The 17,109-nt window shown below is 71.2% G+C and carries 13 protein-coding genes; 7 read left to right on the forward strand and 6 right to left on the reverse strand.

Annotated features, from left to right (window positions below):
• Positions 1-190 precede the first annotated feature (190 nt).
• Genes pdhA through WMF44_RS20700 form a run of 3 tightly spaced genes read left to right on the forward strand, consistent with a single transcriptional unit; the run spans position 191 to position 3,486 of the window.
• Positions 191-1,168 carry a pyruvate dehydrogenase (acetyl-transferring) E1 component subunit alpha gene (pdhA, locus tag WMF44_RS20690; protein WP_437300834.1) on the forward strand — a complete coding sequence of 326 codons (978 nt, stop codon included), beginning with the start codon at positions 191-193 and terminating at the stop codon, positions 1,166-1,168.
• The gene (locus WMF44_RS20695; protein WP_437300835.1) at positions 1,165-2,148 is read left to right on the forward strand and encodes a pyruvate dehydrogenase complex E1 component subunit beta; all 984 of its coding nucleotides are present in this window, start codon (positions 1,165-1,167) and stop codon (positions 2,146-2,148) included. The genes pdhA and WMF44_RS20695 overlap by 4 nt, the downstream gene beginning before the upstream one ends.
• A 39-nt stretch (positions 2,149-2,187) precedes the next feature.
• Positions 2,188-3,486, forward strand: a complete 1,299-nt coding sequence (locus tag WMF44_RS20700) for a pyruvate dehydrogenase complex dihydrolipoamide acetyltransferase (RefSeq protein ID WP_437300836.1) — start codon at positions 2,188-2,190, stop codon at positions 3,484-3,486.
• 1 nt (position 3,487) lies between these two features.
• On the opposite strand, the gene fxsT is transcribed toward WMF44_RS20700, so the two are convergent.
• From fxsT to WMF44_RS20715, 3 genes are all read right to left on the reverse strand, one after another.
• Positions 3,488-6,358 carry an FxSxx-COOH system tetratricopeptide repeat protein gene (gene fxsT / locus WMF44_RS20705; protein WP_437300837.1) on the reverse strand — a complete coding sequence of 957 codons (2,871 nt, stop codon included), beginning with the start codon at positions 6,356-6,358 and terminating at the stop codon, positions 3,488-3,490.
• Between the two features lie 147 nt (positions 6,359-6,505).
• Positions 6,506-7,582 carry an ATP/GTP-binding protein gene (locus WMF44_RS20710; protein WP_437300838.1) on the reverse strand — a complete coding sequence of 359 codons (1,077 nt, stop codon included), beginning with the start codon at positions 7,580-7,582 and terminating at the stop codon, positions 6,506-6,508.
• A gap of 26 nt (positions 7,583-7,608) precedes the next feature.
• On the reverse strand, positions 7,609-9,108 hold the full coding sequence (locus WMF44_RS20715; RefSeq protein WP_437300839.1) for an SIR2 family protein: 1,500 nt from the start codon (positions 9,106-9,108) through the stop codon (positions 7,609-7,611).
• A gap of 213 nt (positions 9,109-9,321) precedes the next feature.
• On the opposite strand from WMF44_RS20715, the gene WMF44_RS20720 reads away from it, so the two are divergent.
• Both WMF44_RS20720 and WMF44_RS20725 read left to right on the forward strand, forming a co-directional pair.
• Positions 9,322-10,275, forward strand: coding sequence for a formylglycine-generating enzyme family protein (locus WMF44_RS20720; RefSeq protein WP_437300840.1), 954 nt, complete (start codon positions 9,322-9,324; stop codon positions 10,273-10,275).
• Between the two features lie 45 nt (positions 10,276-10,320).
• Positions 10,321-11,265, forward strand: a complete 945-nt coding sequence (locus WMF44_RS20725) for a metallophosphoesterase family protein (RefSeq protein WP_437300841.1) — start codon at positions 10,321-10,323, stop codon at positions 11,263-11,265.
• A 176-nt stretch (positions 11,266-11,441) separates the two neighbouring features.
• Here the strand turns inward: WMF44_RS20725 and WMF44_RS20730 are convergent, their stop codons facing one another.
• A complete protein-coding gene (locus WMF44_RS20730; RefSeq protein WP_012236438.1) occupies positions 11,442-11,648 on the reverse strand; it encodes a cold-shock protein in 207 nt (68 codons plus the stop codon).
• 1,005 nt (positions 11,649-12,653) lie between these two features.
• On the opposite strand from WMF44_RS20730, the gene WMF44_RS20735 reads away from it, so the two are divergent.
• Both WMF44_RS20735 and def read left to right on the forward strand, forming a co-directional pair.
• Entirely contained in the window at positions 12,654-14,786 is a 2,133-nt protein-coding gene (locus WMF44_RS20735) for an ATPase, T2SS/T4P/T4SS family (RefSeq protein ID WP_437300842.1), read from the forward strand.
• Between the two features lie 163 nt (positions 14,787-14,949).
• A complete protein-coding gene (def, locus tag WMF44_RS20740) occupies positions 14,950-15,462 on the forward strand; it encodes a peptide deformylase (RefSeq protein ID WP_437300843.1) in 513 nt (170 codons plus the stop codon).
• Positions 15,463-15,480: 18 nt separating this feature from the next.
• On the opposite strand, the gene ribD is transcribed toward def, so the two are convergent.
• Positions 15,481-16,626 carry a bifunctional diaminohydroxyphosphoribosylaminopyrimidine deaminase/5-amino-6-(5-phosphoribosylamino)uracil reductase RibD gene (gene ribD / locus WMF44_RS20745; RefSeq protein ID WP_437300844.1) on the reverse strand — a complete coding sequence of 382 codons (1,146 nt, stop codon included), beginning with the start codon at positions 16,624-16,626 and terminating at the stop codon, positions 15,481-15,483.
• Between the two features lie 16 nt (positions 16,627-16,642).
• Positions 16,643-17,104 carry a transcriptional regulator NrdR gene (nrdR, locus tag WMF44_RS20750; protein ID WP_012236442.1) on the reverse strand — a complete coding sequence of 154 codons (462 nt, stop codon included), beginning with the start codon at positions 17,102-17,104 and terminating at the stop codon, positions 16,643-16,645.
• Positions 17,105-17,109: the final 5 nt, after the last annotated feature.

Genomic DNA, 17,109 nt, shown 5'->3' on the forward strand with positions numbered 1-17,109 from the left:
TCGCGGATGCGTTGTCACGCGGAAAAAACTCCCGTAAAGGAGCCCGAGTAAGCACCGTCGCTGTCCTGCACGGCCGACGTCAAGCGCCTCGCCGGGTCCGTCGCAGGCCCCGGAGAGGCGCCCTGGAAACACGCCGATCGCTGCGCTAGCGACTGTCTGAATTGCTGTTCTGCCCCTTGAGATCTCCGCGATGACTACCCTGACAAACGGCGACGATCTCCATCTGTCGCTCTACCGAAAGATGTTTCAGATACGCCGCTTCGAGGAAGAAGCGGCCCGCGCGTACGCGCAGAGCAAGATCGGCGGGTTCCTTCACCTGTACATCGGTCAGGAGCCCATCGCCGTCGGTGCTTCCGCGGCGCTCCGCCCCGACGACTACGTGATGACCACCTACCGCGATCACGGGCTCGCGCTCGCCCGCGGGATGAGCTCGCGCGCCGCGATGGCCGAGCTCTACGGCAAGGTCACCGGGTGCTCGAAGGGGCTCGGCGGCTCGATGCACTTCTTCGACAAGGAGCACAACATGCTCGGCGGCTACGGCATCGTCGGCGGGCACATCCCCATCGCCGTCGGGACCGCGTTCGCGTCGAAGTACCGCGGCGAGGACCGGGTCTCGATGGTGTTCTTCGGCGAGGGCGCGGTGAGCATCGGCGACTTCCACGAAGGGATGTCGCTCGCGGCGCTGTGGAAGCTGCCGATCGTGTTCGTCTGCGAGAACAACGAGTACGCGATGGGGACGCCGCTCTCCCGGACGCTCTCGGTCGAGGACGTCTCGCTGAAGGCGCTCGCCTACGGGATGGAGCGCGATCGCTTCAACTCCGAGCACGTCCTCCAGGTGCGCGATCGCCTCGCCGAGGCCGTCGCGCGGGCGCGCACGCAGTCGGAGCCGACGCTGGTCGAGATCAGGACGTACCGCTTCCGGGGCCACTCGATGAGCGATCCCGGCAAGTACCGGACGAAGGAGGAGCTCGAGGAGCGCAAGAAGAAGGACGTGCTCCTTCGCTCTCGCGTCGAGCTCGAGGAGAAGGGCCACAAGGCCGCCCTCGAGGCGATCGAGAGAGAGGTCGAAGACGAGATCACCGACGCGATCCGCTTCGCCGAGGAGAGCCCCGAACCCGGGCCCGAGGTGCTCGAGCCCACAACCTATGCAGGACCTTTTGCGCGATGACCGTCCTAAGATTCCGTGAGGCGGTTCGCGCCGCCATGATCGAGGAAATGGAGCGCGACGAGCGGGTGTACCTCGTCGGCGAGGAGGTCGGGCACTACCAGGGCGCCTACAAGGTGACCGAGGGGATGCTCGACAAGTTCGGGAGCAGGCGCGTGATCGACGCGCCCATCACCGAGAGCGGGTTCACGGGCATCTCGATCGGCGCGGCGATGGTCGGGCTCCGGCCGATCGTCGAGTACATGACGTGGAACTTCTCCGCCGTGGCGTTCGACCAGATCCTCAACAACGCGGCGAAGCTCCGGCAGATGTCCGGCGGGCAGCTCACCATCCCGCTCGTGCTGCGGGCGCCGAACGGCTCGGCGAAGCAGGTCGGCTCGCAGCACTCACACTCGATGGAGCACTTCTACGCGCACGTCCCCGGCCTCAAGGTCCTCGCGCCCGCGATGCCGGCGGACGCGAAGGGCCTCCTCAAGTCGGCGATCCGGGACGACAACCCGGTGCTCTTCATGGAGAGCGAGACGCTCTACGGCGTGAAGGGCGAGGTGCCCGACGACCCGGATTTCATCGTGCCGCTCGGGGTCGCCTCGATCGTGCGCGAGGGGACCGACGTGTCGATCATCGCGTGGAGCCGGATGGTGCACGTCGCGCTCGAGGCGGCGGTGGAGCTGGAGAAGGAGGGCATCAGCGCGGAGATCGTGGACCTGCGATCGCTGCGCCCGCTCGACGAGGAGACGATCGTGCAGAGCGTCACGAAGACGCACCGCGCGGTCGTGGCGCACGAAGGCTGGCCGTACGGCGGCGTCGGCGCGGAGATCGCCGATCGCATCCAGCGGCTCGCGTTCGACGAGCTGGACGCGCCCGTGCTGCGCGCGACGACGCTCGACGTCCCGATGCCCTACAACGCGCGGCTGGAGCAGTACGTGATCCCGCAGGCGTCGCGGATCATCGAAAATGTTCACCGCGTTCTCTACAAAAGCTGACTGAGCGGACCCACATCCCCGATCAAGGTTGATAGACCCATGGCGAAGGTTCTGGAACTTCCGAAGCTGTCCCCGACCATGGAGGAGGGGCAGATCAGTGCCTGGCACAAGAAGGAAGGCGACGCGATCGACATCGACGATCTGCTCGCAGAGGTCGAGACCGACAAGGCGACCATGGAGTACAAGTCCTTCGATCGAGGGACGTTGCTCAAGATCCTCGTGCCTGCGGGCAGCGTGGTTCAGCTCGGCCAGCCTGTCGCGATCATCGGCACCCCGGGCGAGGACGTAAGCGCCCTCGCCGGCGGGAGCGGCGGCGCCGCCGCGGCGAAGCCGAGCGCGGCGGAGGCTCAGCCCAAGCCGGCCGGCGGCGACGCGCCCGTGACGAGCCCGCCGCCCGCCGCGCGCGGCGAGGCGGTCTCGCCGCCCACGCAGCCGGCCGCGCCGCAGCCGTCGTCGAACGGGCGCGTCAAGGCGTCGCCCTACGTGCGGAAGCTCGGCCGAGAGCGCGGGCTCGACCTCAGCAGCGTCGCCGGCAGCGGTCCGCGCGGGCGCATCGTCGCGCGCGACCTCGAGGGGCTGAAGCCGGCGCCGGCCGCCGCGGCCAGGGCGACCGCCCCCGGCGAGCTCGCTGCGCCGGAGGTGCGGCCGCTCAGCATGATGCGCAAGGCGATCGCCCGGCGCCTCACCGAGTCCAAGCAGACGGTCCCGCACTTCTACCTCTCGATCGACGTCGACGCCGATCCGCTGAACGCGCTCCGCGAGCAGATCAACGCGGATCTCGCGGCGACCGCCGCCGAGGGGGAGAAGCCGGCCAAGGTCAGCTTCAACGATCTCCTCGTCAAGGCGTGCGCCATCGCGCTCGTGCGCGTCCCGGAGTGCAACGCGCAGTTCACCCCGGACGCGATCCTCGTTCACCAGCGCGTCGACATCTCGGTCGCGGTCGCCGTCCCCGAGGGCCTCGTCACGCCGGTGGTGCGCGACGTCGATCGCAAGCAGGTGCTCGACATCGCGGCCGAGGTGCGCGAGCTCGCCGGGCGAGCCAAGGCGAAGAAGCTGCGGCCCGAGGAGATGGCGAACGGCACGTTCTCGATCTCGAACCTCGGCATGTACGGGATCGACAACTTCGGCGCCGTCATCAACCCGCCCGAGGGAGCGATCCTCGCCGTGGGCCAGGTGCGTCGCGAGCCCGTCGTGCGCGGCGAGCAGATCGTGCCGGGCCGCCGCCTGAGCATGACGCTCTCCTGCGATCACCGCGTCGTTGACGGCGCGGTCGGCGCGACCTTCCTCAAGGTCCTGCGCCAGCTCCTGGAGCACCCGACGCAGATCCTGATCGGCTAGCTCAGGTCGCCTCGGCGCTGCTCCCCAGGGCGTCGCCGAGGCGCGCCAGGTTCCGCGAGAAGATCTGCACGGACGGGTGCGACGGCCCGAGCGCCTTCGTGGCGATCGCCACGGCGCGCTCGATCTGCTGCCACGCGCCCGACAGATCGCCGAGCGCCTGCAAGACGCGCCCGAGGTTGTTCACGATGCTCGCCACGACCGGGTGATCCGGACCGTACGTGGCTTGCGCGATGCCGAGCGCGCGCTCCAGCTGCTCGCGCGCCCCGGGCAGCTCGCCGAGCGCTTGCAGCACGCTGCCGAGGTTGTTGCAGCCGATCGCCACCGCCGGGTGGTCCGGGCCGTAGGTCGCCTCGGCGATCTTCAGCACGCGCGCGAAGTTCGCGCGCGCGCCCTCGAGATCGCCGAGGTCGCGCAGCACGCTGCCGAGGTTGTTGATGTCCCGCGCCACGTCCGGGTGATCCGGCCCGTAGGTGTCCTCGACGATCGCGAGCGCCCGCTCGAAGTCGGCGCGCGCCCCGGCCAGGTCTCCGAGATCGCGCAGCACGCGCCCGCGGTTGTTCAGCGCGAGCGCGAAGCGCGGGTGGTAGAGGCCGTAGCTGTGCTCATCGATCTTGAGCGCCTCCTCGAACTGCTCGCGCGCTCCCTTGAGGTCGCCGAGATCGTGGAGCAGCCGGCCGAGGTTCGTGCGCCCGATCGCGACCGTCGGGTGGTCCGGGCCGTAGGCGCGGATGTCGATGGCGAGCGCCCGCTCGAGGTGCACGCGCGCGCCCGCGAAGTCGCCGAGGTCGCGGAAGAGGGCGCCCAGGTTGTTGAGCCGTATCGCGACGCTCGGATCGTCGGGGCCGTACGTCGCCTCGTCGATGGCGAGGGCGCGCTCCAGGTGCTTGCGGGCGCCCGGCAGATCGCCCTGGTCCATGAGCACGCTGCCGAGGTCGTTCACGTCGCGCGCGACGTCCGGGTGATCGGGGCCGAAGCTCGCGATGTCGATCGCCAGCGCGCGCTCCAGGTGTGCCCGCGCGCCGCCGAGATCGCCGAGGTCGTGGAGGACGCTGCCGAGGCTGCGCAGCACGGCCGCGACCTTCGGATCGTCGTGGCCGAACACCGCCTCGTGGAGCGCGAGCGCCCGCTCCAGGTACCCCTTCGCCTCCGCGAACGCGGCGCGCCCCTGCAGGTAAACGGCGAAGCGGGCGAGGAGCCGCCCGCGCACCTCCCGCGCGACGTCGTGCGCTTCGGCCTGGCTCGCCGCGGCGAGCGCGTGCGGAAGCCATCGGGCGCAGAACGGCCACGTCTCGACCTCGTCGCTGCTCTCGGGGAACGCGTGGTCGACGAGCCGGACCGCCGCCTCGGCCCACACCTTCCGGTCCTCGGGCGAGAGGCGATCGCGGACCACCGCCTGGACGAGCCGGTGCACGGAGAGCGCGCCCTCGTGCACGTCGATGAGCGAGTAGCGGCGGAGCGCGGCGACCGCCTCGTCGAGCATCAGCGGATCGCTCAGCGCCTCCGCGAGCGCCGCCGGCAGGTGCGGCGCGGCGTCGGCGAGGCCCTCGCGCGGGATGTCATCGGGCGCCAGGTACGCGCACAGGCTCAAGAGGTCGACCGCGACGGGCGAGAAGCGCTGCGCCTCCTGGAACGCGAGGCCCCAGGTCGTGGCGATCGGCGTCGGGTAGTCCATCGGCATGCCGCGGAGCAGGAGCCCGCGCTGGTGATCGCCGAAGGCGGCGTGGTAGGTCGCGATCGACGATCCCGTCTCCTTGATGGTCGCCGCCGCCTGCACCAGCGCGAGGGGGAGATCCCCGAGCGTCTCGGCGAGCTTCTCCGCGGCGCGCGCGTCGCTCTGCCCGGTCCGATCGAGCAGGAACTTCACCGAGTCGGCGCGATCGAGCGCCGGCACGGTGAGCGGGGTGGCGATGCCGCGGAAGCTCGGGTTGCGCGAGGTGATGAGGATGTGCCCGGTGCGCGGGTGCGGCAGGTACGGGGCGACGTCCTGCGGGTCGTTCACGTTGTCGAAGATGAGGAGCCACTTGTCGTTGCGCGACAGCCACGACCGGGCCGCCTCGATCGCGATCCGCTGGTCGGCCTCGTTCTGCTCTGGCAGGTCGAGGGCCGCGGCGAGGCGCGCAAAATCCTCGGCCGCTGTGGCCGGCTCCTCGGCGCGGATCCACCAGACGACGTTGTACTGGCTCGCGTACCGGTGCGCGTACTCGGCGACGAGCTGCGTCTTGCCGACGCCGCCGAGGCCGCTGATGGACTGCGTGAGCGCGGCGGGCCCCCCCGTGGTGAGCGTGCTGCGCAGCTCGCTCAGGAGCTGGTCGCGCCCGGTGAAGCCCGGGTTCCGCGGCGGCAGCTTCTTGATGTGGGGCTCCACGTCGGGCGAGCTCGACGGCCTTCGCGCGGCCGGCCGCTGCGTCGGCGGCTCCGTCTCGCGGACGGCGCTCCGGATCCCCTTCGCGATCTCCGTGAACGCCTCGCTCTGGTTGGGGTAGCTCGTCACGGGCCGCGCGCGGCGCGGCAGCGGCTGCAGCTCGCCGAGCAGCGTCTTCTCCCAGGCGCAGGGCCGCAGGATCACGGGGATGACCCGGCACTCGCCGGCCTCGTGGCGGGCGATCGCCTCTCGCATCTCCGGAGAGAGCCACGCGTCGGTGGAGAGATAGTCCGCGCTCACGAGCAGCAGCACGACCCGCGCCTCGCGCAGCCTCGCCGCGGTCGCCTCTCGCCGCTCCCTCCCTCCGCCGAGCGCGAAGCCCTGGTAATTCCGGATGACCCCCTGCCGTTTCAGCGCGTCGAGGTGGGTCTCGATCTTGGGCCGCAGGTCCTCGTCCCTCGGAGAGTAGGAGAAGAACACATCGGCGGGGCTCGTCGCCAAGGCAACCATAGTTCCTCTCGCGGGCCTTAAAGTCTCACGACGGACCTGACGCGCAACGAGAATACGCGGTCGGAAAAGACCCAGGAAGAGACGGTAGTTGACGCTCTCGGCGGATACATGCGGGTCGAACCTCCATCGTCTCGTGGGGGGCTTGCCTTACCCCGACTCCGGCTCCGTCCTACCTTCGCGGTCCTCTTCCGTGCTCGGGGCGATCCGGCCGGAAGCCTGAACGATGCGGCGCGCCGCTTCCATCCATCGCCGCCGATCGTCCCGCCGCAGCTGGTTGCGGACGACGATCTTCACGAGGCGGTGGACGCTGAGCGCGTGCGGCCGCACCTCGATCAGCGAGTGCAGCCGCAGCATCGCGATGGCGTCGTCGAGCGCGAGCGGATCGTATTCGCCGAGCGACCGCCGAGGGATCGCGTCCATCGGCAGGAACGAGCACAAGCTGAGGAGCTCCGCCGCAGCCTGGTGGCTGAAGACGGCCGCGAGCGAGCTCTCCCAGGCGGTCGCGACCGTCACCGGGAAGCTGACGGGGCGCTCCAGGAGCGCGGCCGGCCGCTGCCGGAACAGGGCGAGGTACTCCGCGAGCGGGCGCCCGGTCTCCTCGATGTAAGCGCCAGCCTGCGCCAGCGCGAGCGGCAGATCCCCGAGCTCCTCTGCGAGCGCGTCGGCCGACTCCGCGTCGGTCTCGCCCGTGCGCTGGAGCAGGAAGCGCACCGACTCGGCGCGCTCGATGCCGCGGACGTTCACCGTCGTGAGACCGCGCCAGATAGGGTTCTGCGACGTCGTGAGGATGTGGCCGCCGTGGGAGACGCTCGGGATGTAGGGCTCGACCTCGCTCGGGTCGCGCACGCCATCGAAGAGGAGGAGCCAGCGACCGCGGCGCCCGAGCTTGCTGCGCACCACGCCGACCGCGCGCGCGGGATCCTGCTGGTCGTGCTCGGGCAGCCTCATCTCCGCGGCGAGCGTGACGAAGGAGGCGTCCATCGTCGCCTGGCTCTGACCGTCGATCAGGAAGACGGTGTCGTAAGCGCCGGCGTTGCGGTACGCGTACTCGATGGCGAGCTTGGTCTTGCCGGTGCCGCCGAGCCCGCAGAGCGGCGCCACGCCGCGCCTGGCGAGCGCGGCGCCGATCTCGGCGAGCAGATCGTCGCGCGCGGCCAGGTTCCGGCTGGTCGACGCGGGGACGCTCCAGATCCCGGGCGGCGGTGGCACCTCTGAATGGCTCACCGGCTGGGCGCCGGCGCTCGGTGAGCTCAGGAGGGGTTTTGGGTGAGCTGCTCGACCTGCTTTCGGATGCCCTTTGCGATGTCCGTGAACGCCTCGCTCTGGTTGACCCAGCTCGTCACCGGGCGCCCGCCCCGCGGCAAGCTGGCCAGCCTGCCGAAGGGCGCGCCCTCCCAGTCGCAGGCGTCGAGGATGACGGGGATGACGCGCGCCTCACCCCGTTCGTGGCGCTCGATCGCCTTCCGCATCTCGACGTCGTAGCAGAAGTCCGACGCGAGGAAGTCCGCGCTGATGAGCAGGAGGACGACCTTCGCGGTCTCGAGGTGCTCGGCCAGCGCCGCGTCGCGCTCCTCGCCAGCGCCGATCTCGCCGTCGTGCCAGCCGCGGATGACGCCCTTGCGCTTGAGGATGGCGAGGTGCGTCTCGAGCTTGTCGCGCAGCTCGCGGTTGCTCTCCGAGTACGAGAAGAAGACCTCTATCGGGCTCGCCGGAGGCTCGGAGACGCGCTCGCGCCGCGACGCTTCGAGCGCCCCCGTCATCGTGACCGTGTCGTCGTACGCGGCCGAGTCCGGCGGGAGGTCGTACGGCGCGCCGAGCGCCGACGACGAGGGCGGGAGCTCGAGATCGGGGATCGGGGGCGGGAGGATCGAGCGACCGCGCGACGTGATCGCGCGCGGCCGGGGCGCGCACGTGCGCTCGAGGATCGCGAGCACCCGGTCGTGGCTGCCGTCGGGGGTGTCGTAAGGCAGGAGCAGGAACCCCATGTCCGCGAGCGTCTTGCGGCGGAGCGGCGTCAGGCTCGAGCCCGGAGCGATGACGAAGCGGGGCGGCGGCGAGGCGCCCGAGAGCGCGTGGATGTCCGCCAGCATCTCGTCGAAGTTCCCGTCGGCGCGTCCGAAGCCGATGAAGAGCACGGGGCACCGCGAGAGCACGGTCGAGAGCGACTTGCGCACGTCGGGCGGCGCGATCGACGCGAGGAACCGCTCGCGCGCGAACACCCAGCTGTGCGGCTCCTTCAGCGTGCCGTGCAGCTTGAGGATGAACCGCCGCCGCCACGCGACCTCGTCGGTGACGCGCCACATGGTGTCCCACTCGAAGCCGAAGGCGCGCTCGAGCAGGTGGTTCAGGTTCGTGGTGAGCACGGCGCGCAGCTTGTCTCGCAGCGCGGCGATGGCGATCGCGATCCGCGGCGGCTCGAGCCCCTCGTCGTCGAGCGCGTCCTCGACGAACGCGTTGAACTCCGCCGGGCCGAGCGCCTGCTCCGCCGCGCCCAGCGCCTCGCTGTAGCGCTGCGATCGCGCGAGGGCCGCGACCTCGGCGATCGCGACCTCGTCGCCGGTCTGCTCGCGCACCCTCTCGACGAGCAGGTCGACGAGCTGACGCCACGTCGGCAGCCCGGCCGCGGCCGAGATGCCTCCCCCCACGAAGAGCACGAGCTCTCCGCTCTCGAGCGCCTCATGCAGCGCTTCGATCACCGCGGCGTCGACCTCCGCGCTCACCGTGTTCGCGTTGTCCATAAGGGTTGACATCGAGCCCCTCGAGTCTATCGCTCCTCGGCGCGCAGCGCACTTTTGCGGCGCGTCGCGCGGCGCGCCGCGAAAGTGCGCCGCGCTGCGCAGGGTCGAACGCTCGACCAGGCGGCCCGCTGCGGTCATGACGTCCGAGACGACTGACCGCCGCATCGAGCGAAGCCGGAAGAGGCGGAAACAGTCCGCGAGGCTGGAGCATGCTACGTCTCCGACATGCGTCCGGCGGCCCTCTTCACGCTGGCCACGGTGGCCTCGCTCGTCGCGTTCTCCCTGGCCGGCGTGGCCGCTCCACCATCCCGCGCGCGGCGCGCCCCGCGCCTCCCGGCGCGCGCGGAGGCCGCGCTCTCGGCGTCCGCCGCGCGCTCGCCCGCGAGCGTCGTCGCGCTGCGCGCGCCCGGTCCACCTGCCGTCCTCGTGCGCGCGGGGAGCTTCACGATGGGATCGAGCGAGGTCGAGATCGCGCACGCGGTGACGCTCTGCAAGCTCGAGCCGGCCGGTGAGCTGTGCGTCGACGAGACCGAGGCGAGCTTCGCGAACGAGCTCGTGCCCCACGAGGTGTACCTGTCGGATTTCTGGATCGACCGAACCGAGGTGACCGTCGCGAGCTACCGCCGGTGCGTCTCGGCCGGCGTCTGCGCCGAACCTCCGTATGCCTCCGGCGGGCAGCGGTTCGATCGGCCCGAGGTGCCGGTGGTGCTCGTCTCGTGGAGCGACGCGCAGCGCTACTGCGTCTGGGCCGGCGGTCGCCTGCCCACCGAGGCCGAATGGGAGCGGGCGGCGCGGGGCGCGGCCGGGCGCCGCTACCCCTGGGGCCATGTCTACAACCCATTCCACGCGAACCACGGGAGGCTGTCGTTCGACGAGCTCGACGACGGCGACGGCTTCCTCGAGCTCGCGCCCGTCGGCTCGCTCGTGGCCGGCCGCACCCCCGACGGCATCGACGACCTCGCCGGCAACGTCGAGGAGTGGGTGGCTGACTACTACCATCCCGAGTATCCAAGCGGCAGCGCGAAGAACCCGCGGGGGCCCGACATGGGGGAGGAGCGCGTGCTGCGCGGCGGCAGCTACATCCTGGGGCGGCCCTGGCTGCGTGGCGCCGCGCGGGGGCACGACTCGCCGACCAGCCGCCGCGCGTGGCGCGGCTTCCGCTGCGCGCGCGACGCCTGAGCCGCGGCGGTTGGCCGCCGCGCCGGAAGAGCCCATACTGCGCCCGTGAGGATCGCGCACCTCTCCGACCTGCACCTCCTCTCCCTCGAGGGGGCCATCCCGTTCCGGCTCCTGAACAAGCGCCTCACGGGCTACCTCAACCTCCGCTTCCGGCGCCACGCCATCCACAAGCCGCACGCGGTGCACGCCGCGGCGCGGGAGATACGGCGGCTCGACGTGGACCACGTCGTCATCACCGGCGATGTCTCGAACCTCGCGCTCGAGCGAGAGTTCGTCCTGGTCCGCGACTTCTTGCAGAGCGGTCTCGGCCTTCCGCCCGAGCGGGTGAGCATCGTCCCGGGGAACCACGACGCGTACACGAAGGGCGCGCACCGCTCGCAGCGCTTCTCTCGGTACTTCGCGCCGTACCTGCGCTCCGACCTCGTCCTCGACGCGCCCGGGAAGAGCGACGACGGTGGGGCCACCCGCGATGGCGGAGGCTCGGCGTTCCCCTTCGTGCACCTGCGCGGGCCCGTCGCGATCATCGGCCTCTCGACCGCCTGGCCGCGTCCCCCGCTGGTGGCGTCGGGGCGGCTCGGCCCCGTCCAGCTGCGCGCGCTCGAGCGAGCGCTAGAACACCCGGAGGTGCGGCGGCGAACGCCGGTCGTGCTCCAGCACCACCCCTTCCATAACCCGGCGAGCCGGGCGAAGACCTTGCTGGAAGGCCTGGGTGATGCCGCGGCAGAGGGGCGGCTGCTGCGGCAGGTGCGCCGCGGCTTGCTGCTGCATGGGCACCTGCACCGGCGCATTCACCGCAAGCTGCACACCGAGCGGGGTCACATCGACGCCGTGGGCGCCACCAGCGCTTCGCTCCTTCACGACAGCGACGAACGGATGGCCGGGTTCAATGTCTACGAGATCGACGACGCGGGGACGATCGGGGGCATCACGTCGCACCGCTTCGTCCCGGGTCAAGACGCGTTCCGCGAGGTCCCGGTCCCCGAGCGATGAGCCCGCCGCGCGCTCGGCGCTCGGCCGAGCGCCCCACCGGAGCCGCGCGCAATCCATCCGCCGCACGCACGACCGTCCAGGCGGGCGCGCGATGTTCGGGGCTCGGCAATGCCGTGACTCGAGCGCAGCGGGGGCGCTGCGCGGGCAGTCCGGTGGGGCTCTGGTCAGGAGGAAAGTCAGGCGGTGGCGCGGATCACGTTGACCGCCTGCAGACCTTTGGGACCTTCTTTGATCTCAAATTCAACGGTCTCGTCCTCGAACAGACGGCGGCGCCCCTCCCCGTTGATCTGCGAATAGTGAACGAAGACGTCGGGGCCAGTCTCTTGCTTGATGAAGCCCCAACCCTTCTCGTCGTTGAACCACTTAACCTTGCCAACTGCCATATTTCCTCCACTTCAGAGCTCGTCGATACCCGAGGCGCGCAGGCTGGCAGTCGGGAGGTGACCACGGCTGCGGTCCCTGATTCCGATGCGGGCTTGGCTGCATGCAGCAAACCCCCCTCGTAGACAGATCCAGCTTGCGCAGGGCGGCTGCCCAGCCGCTGGTTGATGTGCGTGCGCGGCGACTTCGACGATTCTCCCCGGTCCGAGCGGGCGCCAACGTAAACGGCTCGATGCGCCAAGGTCAAGCAGCGATGATGGTTCGGCGGGCGCTTGCGCGAGGCAGTACCGCTTCACCGGCAGTCTCCGGTTTCAGCAGCCTCCGATGAGAATTTCGCGCCGTACAGCGGATCCTGACGGCGAGTCCACGATCACGCGCGGTGACGGCGCGCCGTGGGGTGCGAAGCAGAATTCGCGCAACCGTCAAGTTTTGCGCTTTTATCGAAGAACCTTGTCCTTCGGCCCGCGCAGGGCGTCGTGGTCCGTGGGGGCTTCGCCATGTCACGCAGCGAGCCTCGCACGTCGGGCAGCGCTCTCCTGGCCTCCGCCGCAATGGCGCGGCGACTCGGGCGCGCTCCTCGTGCTGCGCGCGTCGTGGGAGCGAGCGACGCAGCGCGCTCCGGGCGCTCTCCCAGCGCAGGCCAGGCGCTTGCGGCGCTTTTTGCCGAGGACATCGATCGAGCGTCGCAGCGGAGCAGGCGACCTGCTCGAAGGACATCACGCACCGGGCGGCGCCGGCTCAGCCTGTTCGCCGACGTTCCCCCTGCGCGCGCTGGCGCGACAGCTCGGCGGATCGATCCCCGGACCGCCATCGCGCGCGACCTGCACCGCGCCCCGTGCGCTCACGTGGCGCAGGCGGCGCAGGCGGCGCAGTCCCGGGCCCGAGCCCGCTCGCCGCTCGGGAGCAGGAATCGAAGGCATCTCGTTGACATGTCTGTTCGAGCTTGCTCGTATGGCGTGGCGAGGGCATCGGGTCTCACCTCCGCCCTGGCCCCGCGAGGCGACGAGATGTTCTCGGTGATCATCAGCGAGAAAGGGGGCGCGGAGCGCCGCGAAACCTTCGACCGGACAGAGATCAACGTCGGCCGCGTGCAGGGCAACGACCTGATGCTGCCGAAGGGCAACGTGTCGAAGCGACACGCCCGGCTGCTCTTCCGCGACGGGCGCTTCATCGTCACCGATCTCAAGAGCACGAACGGCACGTACGTCAACGGCCGGAAGATCGCTCAGGCGACGATCGTTCGCGAAGGCGACAAGATCTACATCGGCGACTTCGTGCTGCGGATCGAGACGGCGGCGGCCGGGACGGCCCCTCCGGACAGCACGGCGCCTCCGCGCGCGCCGGAAGAGATGTCCGGCGAGCCGGGACCTCTGCCCGATCGCGGGCCGCCGCCGTCCGCCGAGAAAGGGCTGCACCGGTCGGCGCCGTTGCCGCTGATCAACGAGAGGGGCGAGCCGTCGCGCACGAGCCAGGGCGTGATCAGCCACTTCCCCCTCGAGAACGATCCGGACGAGTCGGTCGACGCGGCCGCGGCCATCCCCGTCCCCGGTCCGCCGCGCATCCCCTCGCCTCGTCCGCCCCTCACGCCAGGCTCGCAGGGCGGTGTGTCCGTCCCGCCGCTGCCTGCGCACCCGGCGATGACCACCGCACCGCCGGCGCGCGACGGCCGCGCCGTCAACGCCGCCCCCCCACCCCCGCAGGCGCCGCGCCCGTACGCGACCGCGACCCCGCTGCCTGCACAGAGCGCAACGAGCACCTCCGCGGTGTCGCCGCAGGGCGCCTCGAACGTCGCCGTCCATCCGAGCGTGGTCCCCATCCCGAGCCGGCGCGCCATCCCGCCCGTCTCGGATCGGGTCGACCGGGGACAGGGCGACTCGGCGCATGCCGTGGCGCACCGCCGGGCGCTCGGGCGCCTCATGGAGCGGCTCGCCGACGTGGTCGATCTCACGCCGCTCGACAGCGGCGCGCCGCCGGACGGCGCGCTCGCCCAGCGCATCGCGCAGGCGAGCGCCGCAGGCGCGGAGGCGCTGCGCGCGGCGGGCGAGCTCCCCCCCGAGGTCGACGCCGAGGCGCTCGTGGCCGACGCGCAGCGGGAGCTCCTCTCGCTCGGCCCGCTCGACCGCTTGCTCGAAGACGCCGAGGTGAGCGAGATCCAGGTGTTCCGCTACGACCACGTGATCGCGATGCACGGGCGCAGGCGCGTCATCGCGGAGGTCGGGTTCAGCAGCGAGCGCGCGGTCGGCCGGGCCATCCGCCGGCTCTGCATGGCGGCCGGCCAGCCGATCGAGGCGGGCGCGAGCTTCGTCGAGCGGACCCTGCCGAAGGGGCGCCGCCTGTTCGCGGTGCTGCCGCCGGCCGCGACCTCCACCCTGGTGATCCGGAAGCCACAGCGCCCCGACGTCACGCTGGACGACCTGGTGCGCAACGGGACGATCTCGCGCGCGATGGCCGGGTTGCTCGCCCAGTGCGTGCTCGGTCGCGGCAACCTCCTCGTCACCGGGACGCGGGACGCCGGGACGGGCTGGCTGCTCGGCGCGCTCGCTGCCGCGGCGCAGCCCGACGACCGGGTCGTGGTGCTCCAGGAAGAGGACGAGCTCGCCCTCGATCAGCCGAACACGCTGTCCATCGCGCTCGGGGCCACGACGGACGAACGCACCCGGGCCGTGCGGGCGGCCGTACGCATCCGGCCGGAGCGGGTCGTGGTGAGCTCGTTCTCGGGCCACGTCGCGGCCGAAATCGTGGACGCCATCGGCGGCGGCATGGACGGCGTGCTCGCGGCCTCCCGCGCGCCGACGCTGCGGCAGGCAGTGACGAGGCTCCCCGCCGACATCGCCGCGACCCGCCCCGGGATCACGCCGGAGACGGCGCGCGAGTGGCTCGCCTCGTCCTTCGACCTCGCGATCGAGATCGCGCTGCTCCGCGACGGTCGCCACCGGGTGCTCCGCATCGCGGAGCTCGCGGTGGAGGGCGGGCAGATCGCCATTCGCGACGTATTCACCTTCGTGGTCGAGCGGACGGCCGCCGGCGGCGCGCTCGAGGGGACGTTTCACCCCTCCGGGCTGGTGCCGGACATCGTGGAAGATCTTCAGTCCCGCGGGCTCAGCGTCGATACGTCGACCTCGTTCCGGCGAAATCGCTAGCGGCTGCCCGCGCGAAGGCTGGCCAGCGTGGCCAGCGCGAAGCACGGCGACCGACGCGCAGCCGACGCGCAACCCACGCAACCCACGCAACCCACGCAACACGCGAGATGAGGGCGTCTTGACGGGCGCCAGCTAGGAACGGAGGTTATGATGCTGAGTAGCCATGGCCATCCGCACCATCCTCCACTATCCCGACCCGCGCCTGCGTCAGAAGGCACAGCCGGTCGGGGACATCACGCCCGAAATCACGAAGCTTATCGACGACATGGCCGAGACCATGTACGCGGCGCCCGGCGTTGGCCTCGCGGCCACGCAGATCGGGGAGCCACACCGCGTCTTCCTCGTTGACATCGCCGCGGACAACGAGCCGAGCAACCTCCTCGTGTTCATCAACCCGGAGATCGTGCGGCAAGAGGGGCAGCTGACCGGCCCCGAAGGGTGCCTCTCGTTCCCTGGCATCAGCGAGGACATCAAGCGGGCCGAGCGCGTCACCGTCCGCGCCCGCGGGCGCGACGGGGCGACGTTCGAGATCGCGGCCGACGGCCTGCTCGCCGTGGCCATCCAGCATGAGCTCGATCACCTCGACGGCGTGCTGATGATCGACCGGATGGGCACGCTCAAGAAGCGCATCGTCCAGCGGAAGATGCAGAAGCGCGGCGCAGAAGCCGCGAGCTGATCCGCCCGGGCGCGCCGATCAGCTGCGCGCCGGGAAGGCGAGAGGGCCGCTGACGTACGCGTCGCGGCCGCAGAGCTCCCAGCGTGGATCGACGATCCGGGGCGCGTCGCCTGGCGTGTCCGGGCCCGCCCAGTCGACCGCGCCCGGCCGGCCGCGGGGGCCGAGCAGGATCGGGGCGACGAAGGCGTGCAGCTCGTCGGGCAGGCGCGACGCGAGCAGGCTGCCGGCGAGCTCGGCGCCACCTTCGACAAGGATGGAGACGATCCCCTGCGAGGCGCAGAGGCGCATCGCGGCGGTCACGTCGACCCGGCCCTCGGCCGAGGTCGGCGCGCGCAGGACGACGCAGCCAGCGTCGACGAGCACCTGCTCCGCCTCCTCGGGCGCGTCGGCGCCCGTGAGCACCCAGGTCGGCACCTCCCGCGCCGTCTGGGCGAGGCGCGTGTGGAGCGGCAGCCTGAGCCGCGTGTCGAAGACGAGCCGGATGGGGCTCCGCCCCCCGGGCCCGAGCGCAGACTCGCGCAGGGTGAGCCGAGGGTCGTCGGCGAGCGCCGTGCCGATCCCGATCGCCACCGCGTCGTGCCGCGAGCGGAGCTCCTGGACCTTGGCGCGCGCCTCGGGGCCGGTGACCCACTTCGAGGCGCCCGTGCGGGTCGCGATGCGGCCGTCCAGCGACAGGGCGAGCTTGAGCGCGATGTGGGGGATGCCCGTCGTGATGAACTTGGTCCAGGGCTCGATGAGCGCCCGAGCCTCGGCGCCGGCGACGCCGACCTCCACGGCGAGCCCGGCGTCGCTGAGCCGCTGCGCCCCGCCGCCGACCACCGCGGGGTTCGGATCGGGCGCGCCGACGACGACGCGCTTGATGCCGGCGCTCAGCACCGCGTCCACGCAGGGCGGCGTGCGCCCCTCGTGGTTGCAGGGCTCCAGCGTCACGTAGAGCGTCCCTCCGCGCGCCGCGTCGCCGGCGGCCGCGAGCGCCAGCCCCTCGGCGTGCTCCTCGCCAGCGCGCGCGTGGTGCGCGACGGCGACGACCTCCCCCGCGGCGTTCAGCACCACCGCGCCGACCGGGGGGTTCGGCGACGGCATCGCCTTGTGCGCCTCCTCGATGGCGAGGCGCATCATCGCGGCGTCGAGCTCGGGATCGGGGCTGGGGGGCTTCGCAGACATCGAAGTGCCGGATCTACTAGGGCGCCTTGGCCTTCACAAGCTTGCCAAGCTCGACCATGAACTGGTCAATGTCCCGAAAGGAACGATAAACGCTTGCGAACCGGACATAGGCGACCTCATCGAGGGTACGCAGGTGGTTCATCACCCGCTCGCCCAGCTCGGTCGACAAGATCTCCCGCCGCTCGGACTCCTGCGCCTCGCGCTCGATCGCGTCGGCGATGGCCTCGATCTGGTCGGTGGACACGGGCCGCTTGTTGCATGCGATCCGGAGCCCTCGCACGAGCTTCTGCCGGTCGAACGACTCGCGCCGACCGTCCTTCTTGACGACCGTCGGCAGGATGTCCTCGACACGCTCGTACGTCGTGAACCGGCGCTCGCACGAGGCGCACTCGCGCCGCCGCCGGATCACCTCACCCGCGCCGCCAGCGCGGGAGTCGATGACCCGGTCCTCGAGATGGCCGCAAAATGGGCACTTCATCGAGC

It is taken from the genome of Sorangium sp. So ce426, assembly GCF_051475585.1.
Classification (GTDB): Bacteria; Myxococcota_A; Polyangia; order Polyangiales; family Polyangiaceae; genus Sorangium; species Sorangium cellulosum_B.

Bases quoted from the DNA above. Each gene is read 5' to 3' on its own strand.
- pdhA (WP_437300834.1), top strand. From the start codon at position 191: ATGACTACCCTGACAAACGGCGACGATCTCCATCTGTCGCTCTACCGA.
- WMF44_RS20695 (WP_437300835.1), top strand. From the start codon at position 1,165: ATGACCGTCCTAAGATTCCGTGAGGCGGTTCGCGCCGCCATGATCGAG.
- WMF44_RS20700 (WP_437300836.1), top strand. From the start codon at position 2,188: ATGGCGAAGGTTCTGGAACTTCCGAAGCTGTCCCCGACCATGGAGGAG.
- fxsT (WP_437300837.1), bottom strand. From the start codon at position 6,358: ATGGTTGCCTTGGCGACGAGCCCCGCCGATGTGTTCTTCTCCTACTCT.
- WMF44_RS20715 (WP_437300839.1), bottom strand. From the start codon at position 9,108: ATGTCAACCCTTATGGACAACGCGAACACGGTGAGCGCGGAGGTCGAC.
- WMF44_RS20720 (WP_437300840.1), top strand. From the start codon at position 9,322: ATGCGTCCGGCGGCCCTCTTCACGCTGGCCACGGTGGCCTCGCTCGTC.
- WMF44_RS20730 (WP_012236438.1), bottom strand. From the start codon at position 11,648: ATGGCAGTTGGCAAGGTTAAGTGGTTCAACGACGAGAAGGGTTGGGGC.
- WMF44_RS20735 (WP_437300842.1), top strand. From the start codon at position 12,654: ATGTTCTCGGTGATCATCAGCGAGAAAGGGGGCGCGGAGCGCCGCGAA.
- def (WP_437300843.1), top strand. From the start codon at position 14,950: ATGGCCATCCGCACCATCCTCCACTATCCCGACCCGCGCCTGCGTCAG.
- ribD (WP_437300844.1), bottom strand. From the start codon at position 16,626: ATGTCTGCGAAGCCCCCCAGCCCCGATCCCGAGCTCGACGCCGCGATG.
- nrdR (WP_012236442.1), bottom strand. From the start codon at position 17,104: ATGAAGTGCCCATTTTGCGGCCATCTCGAGGACCGGGTCATCGACTCC.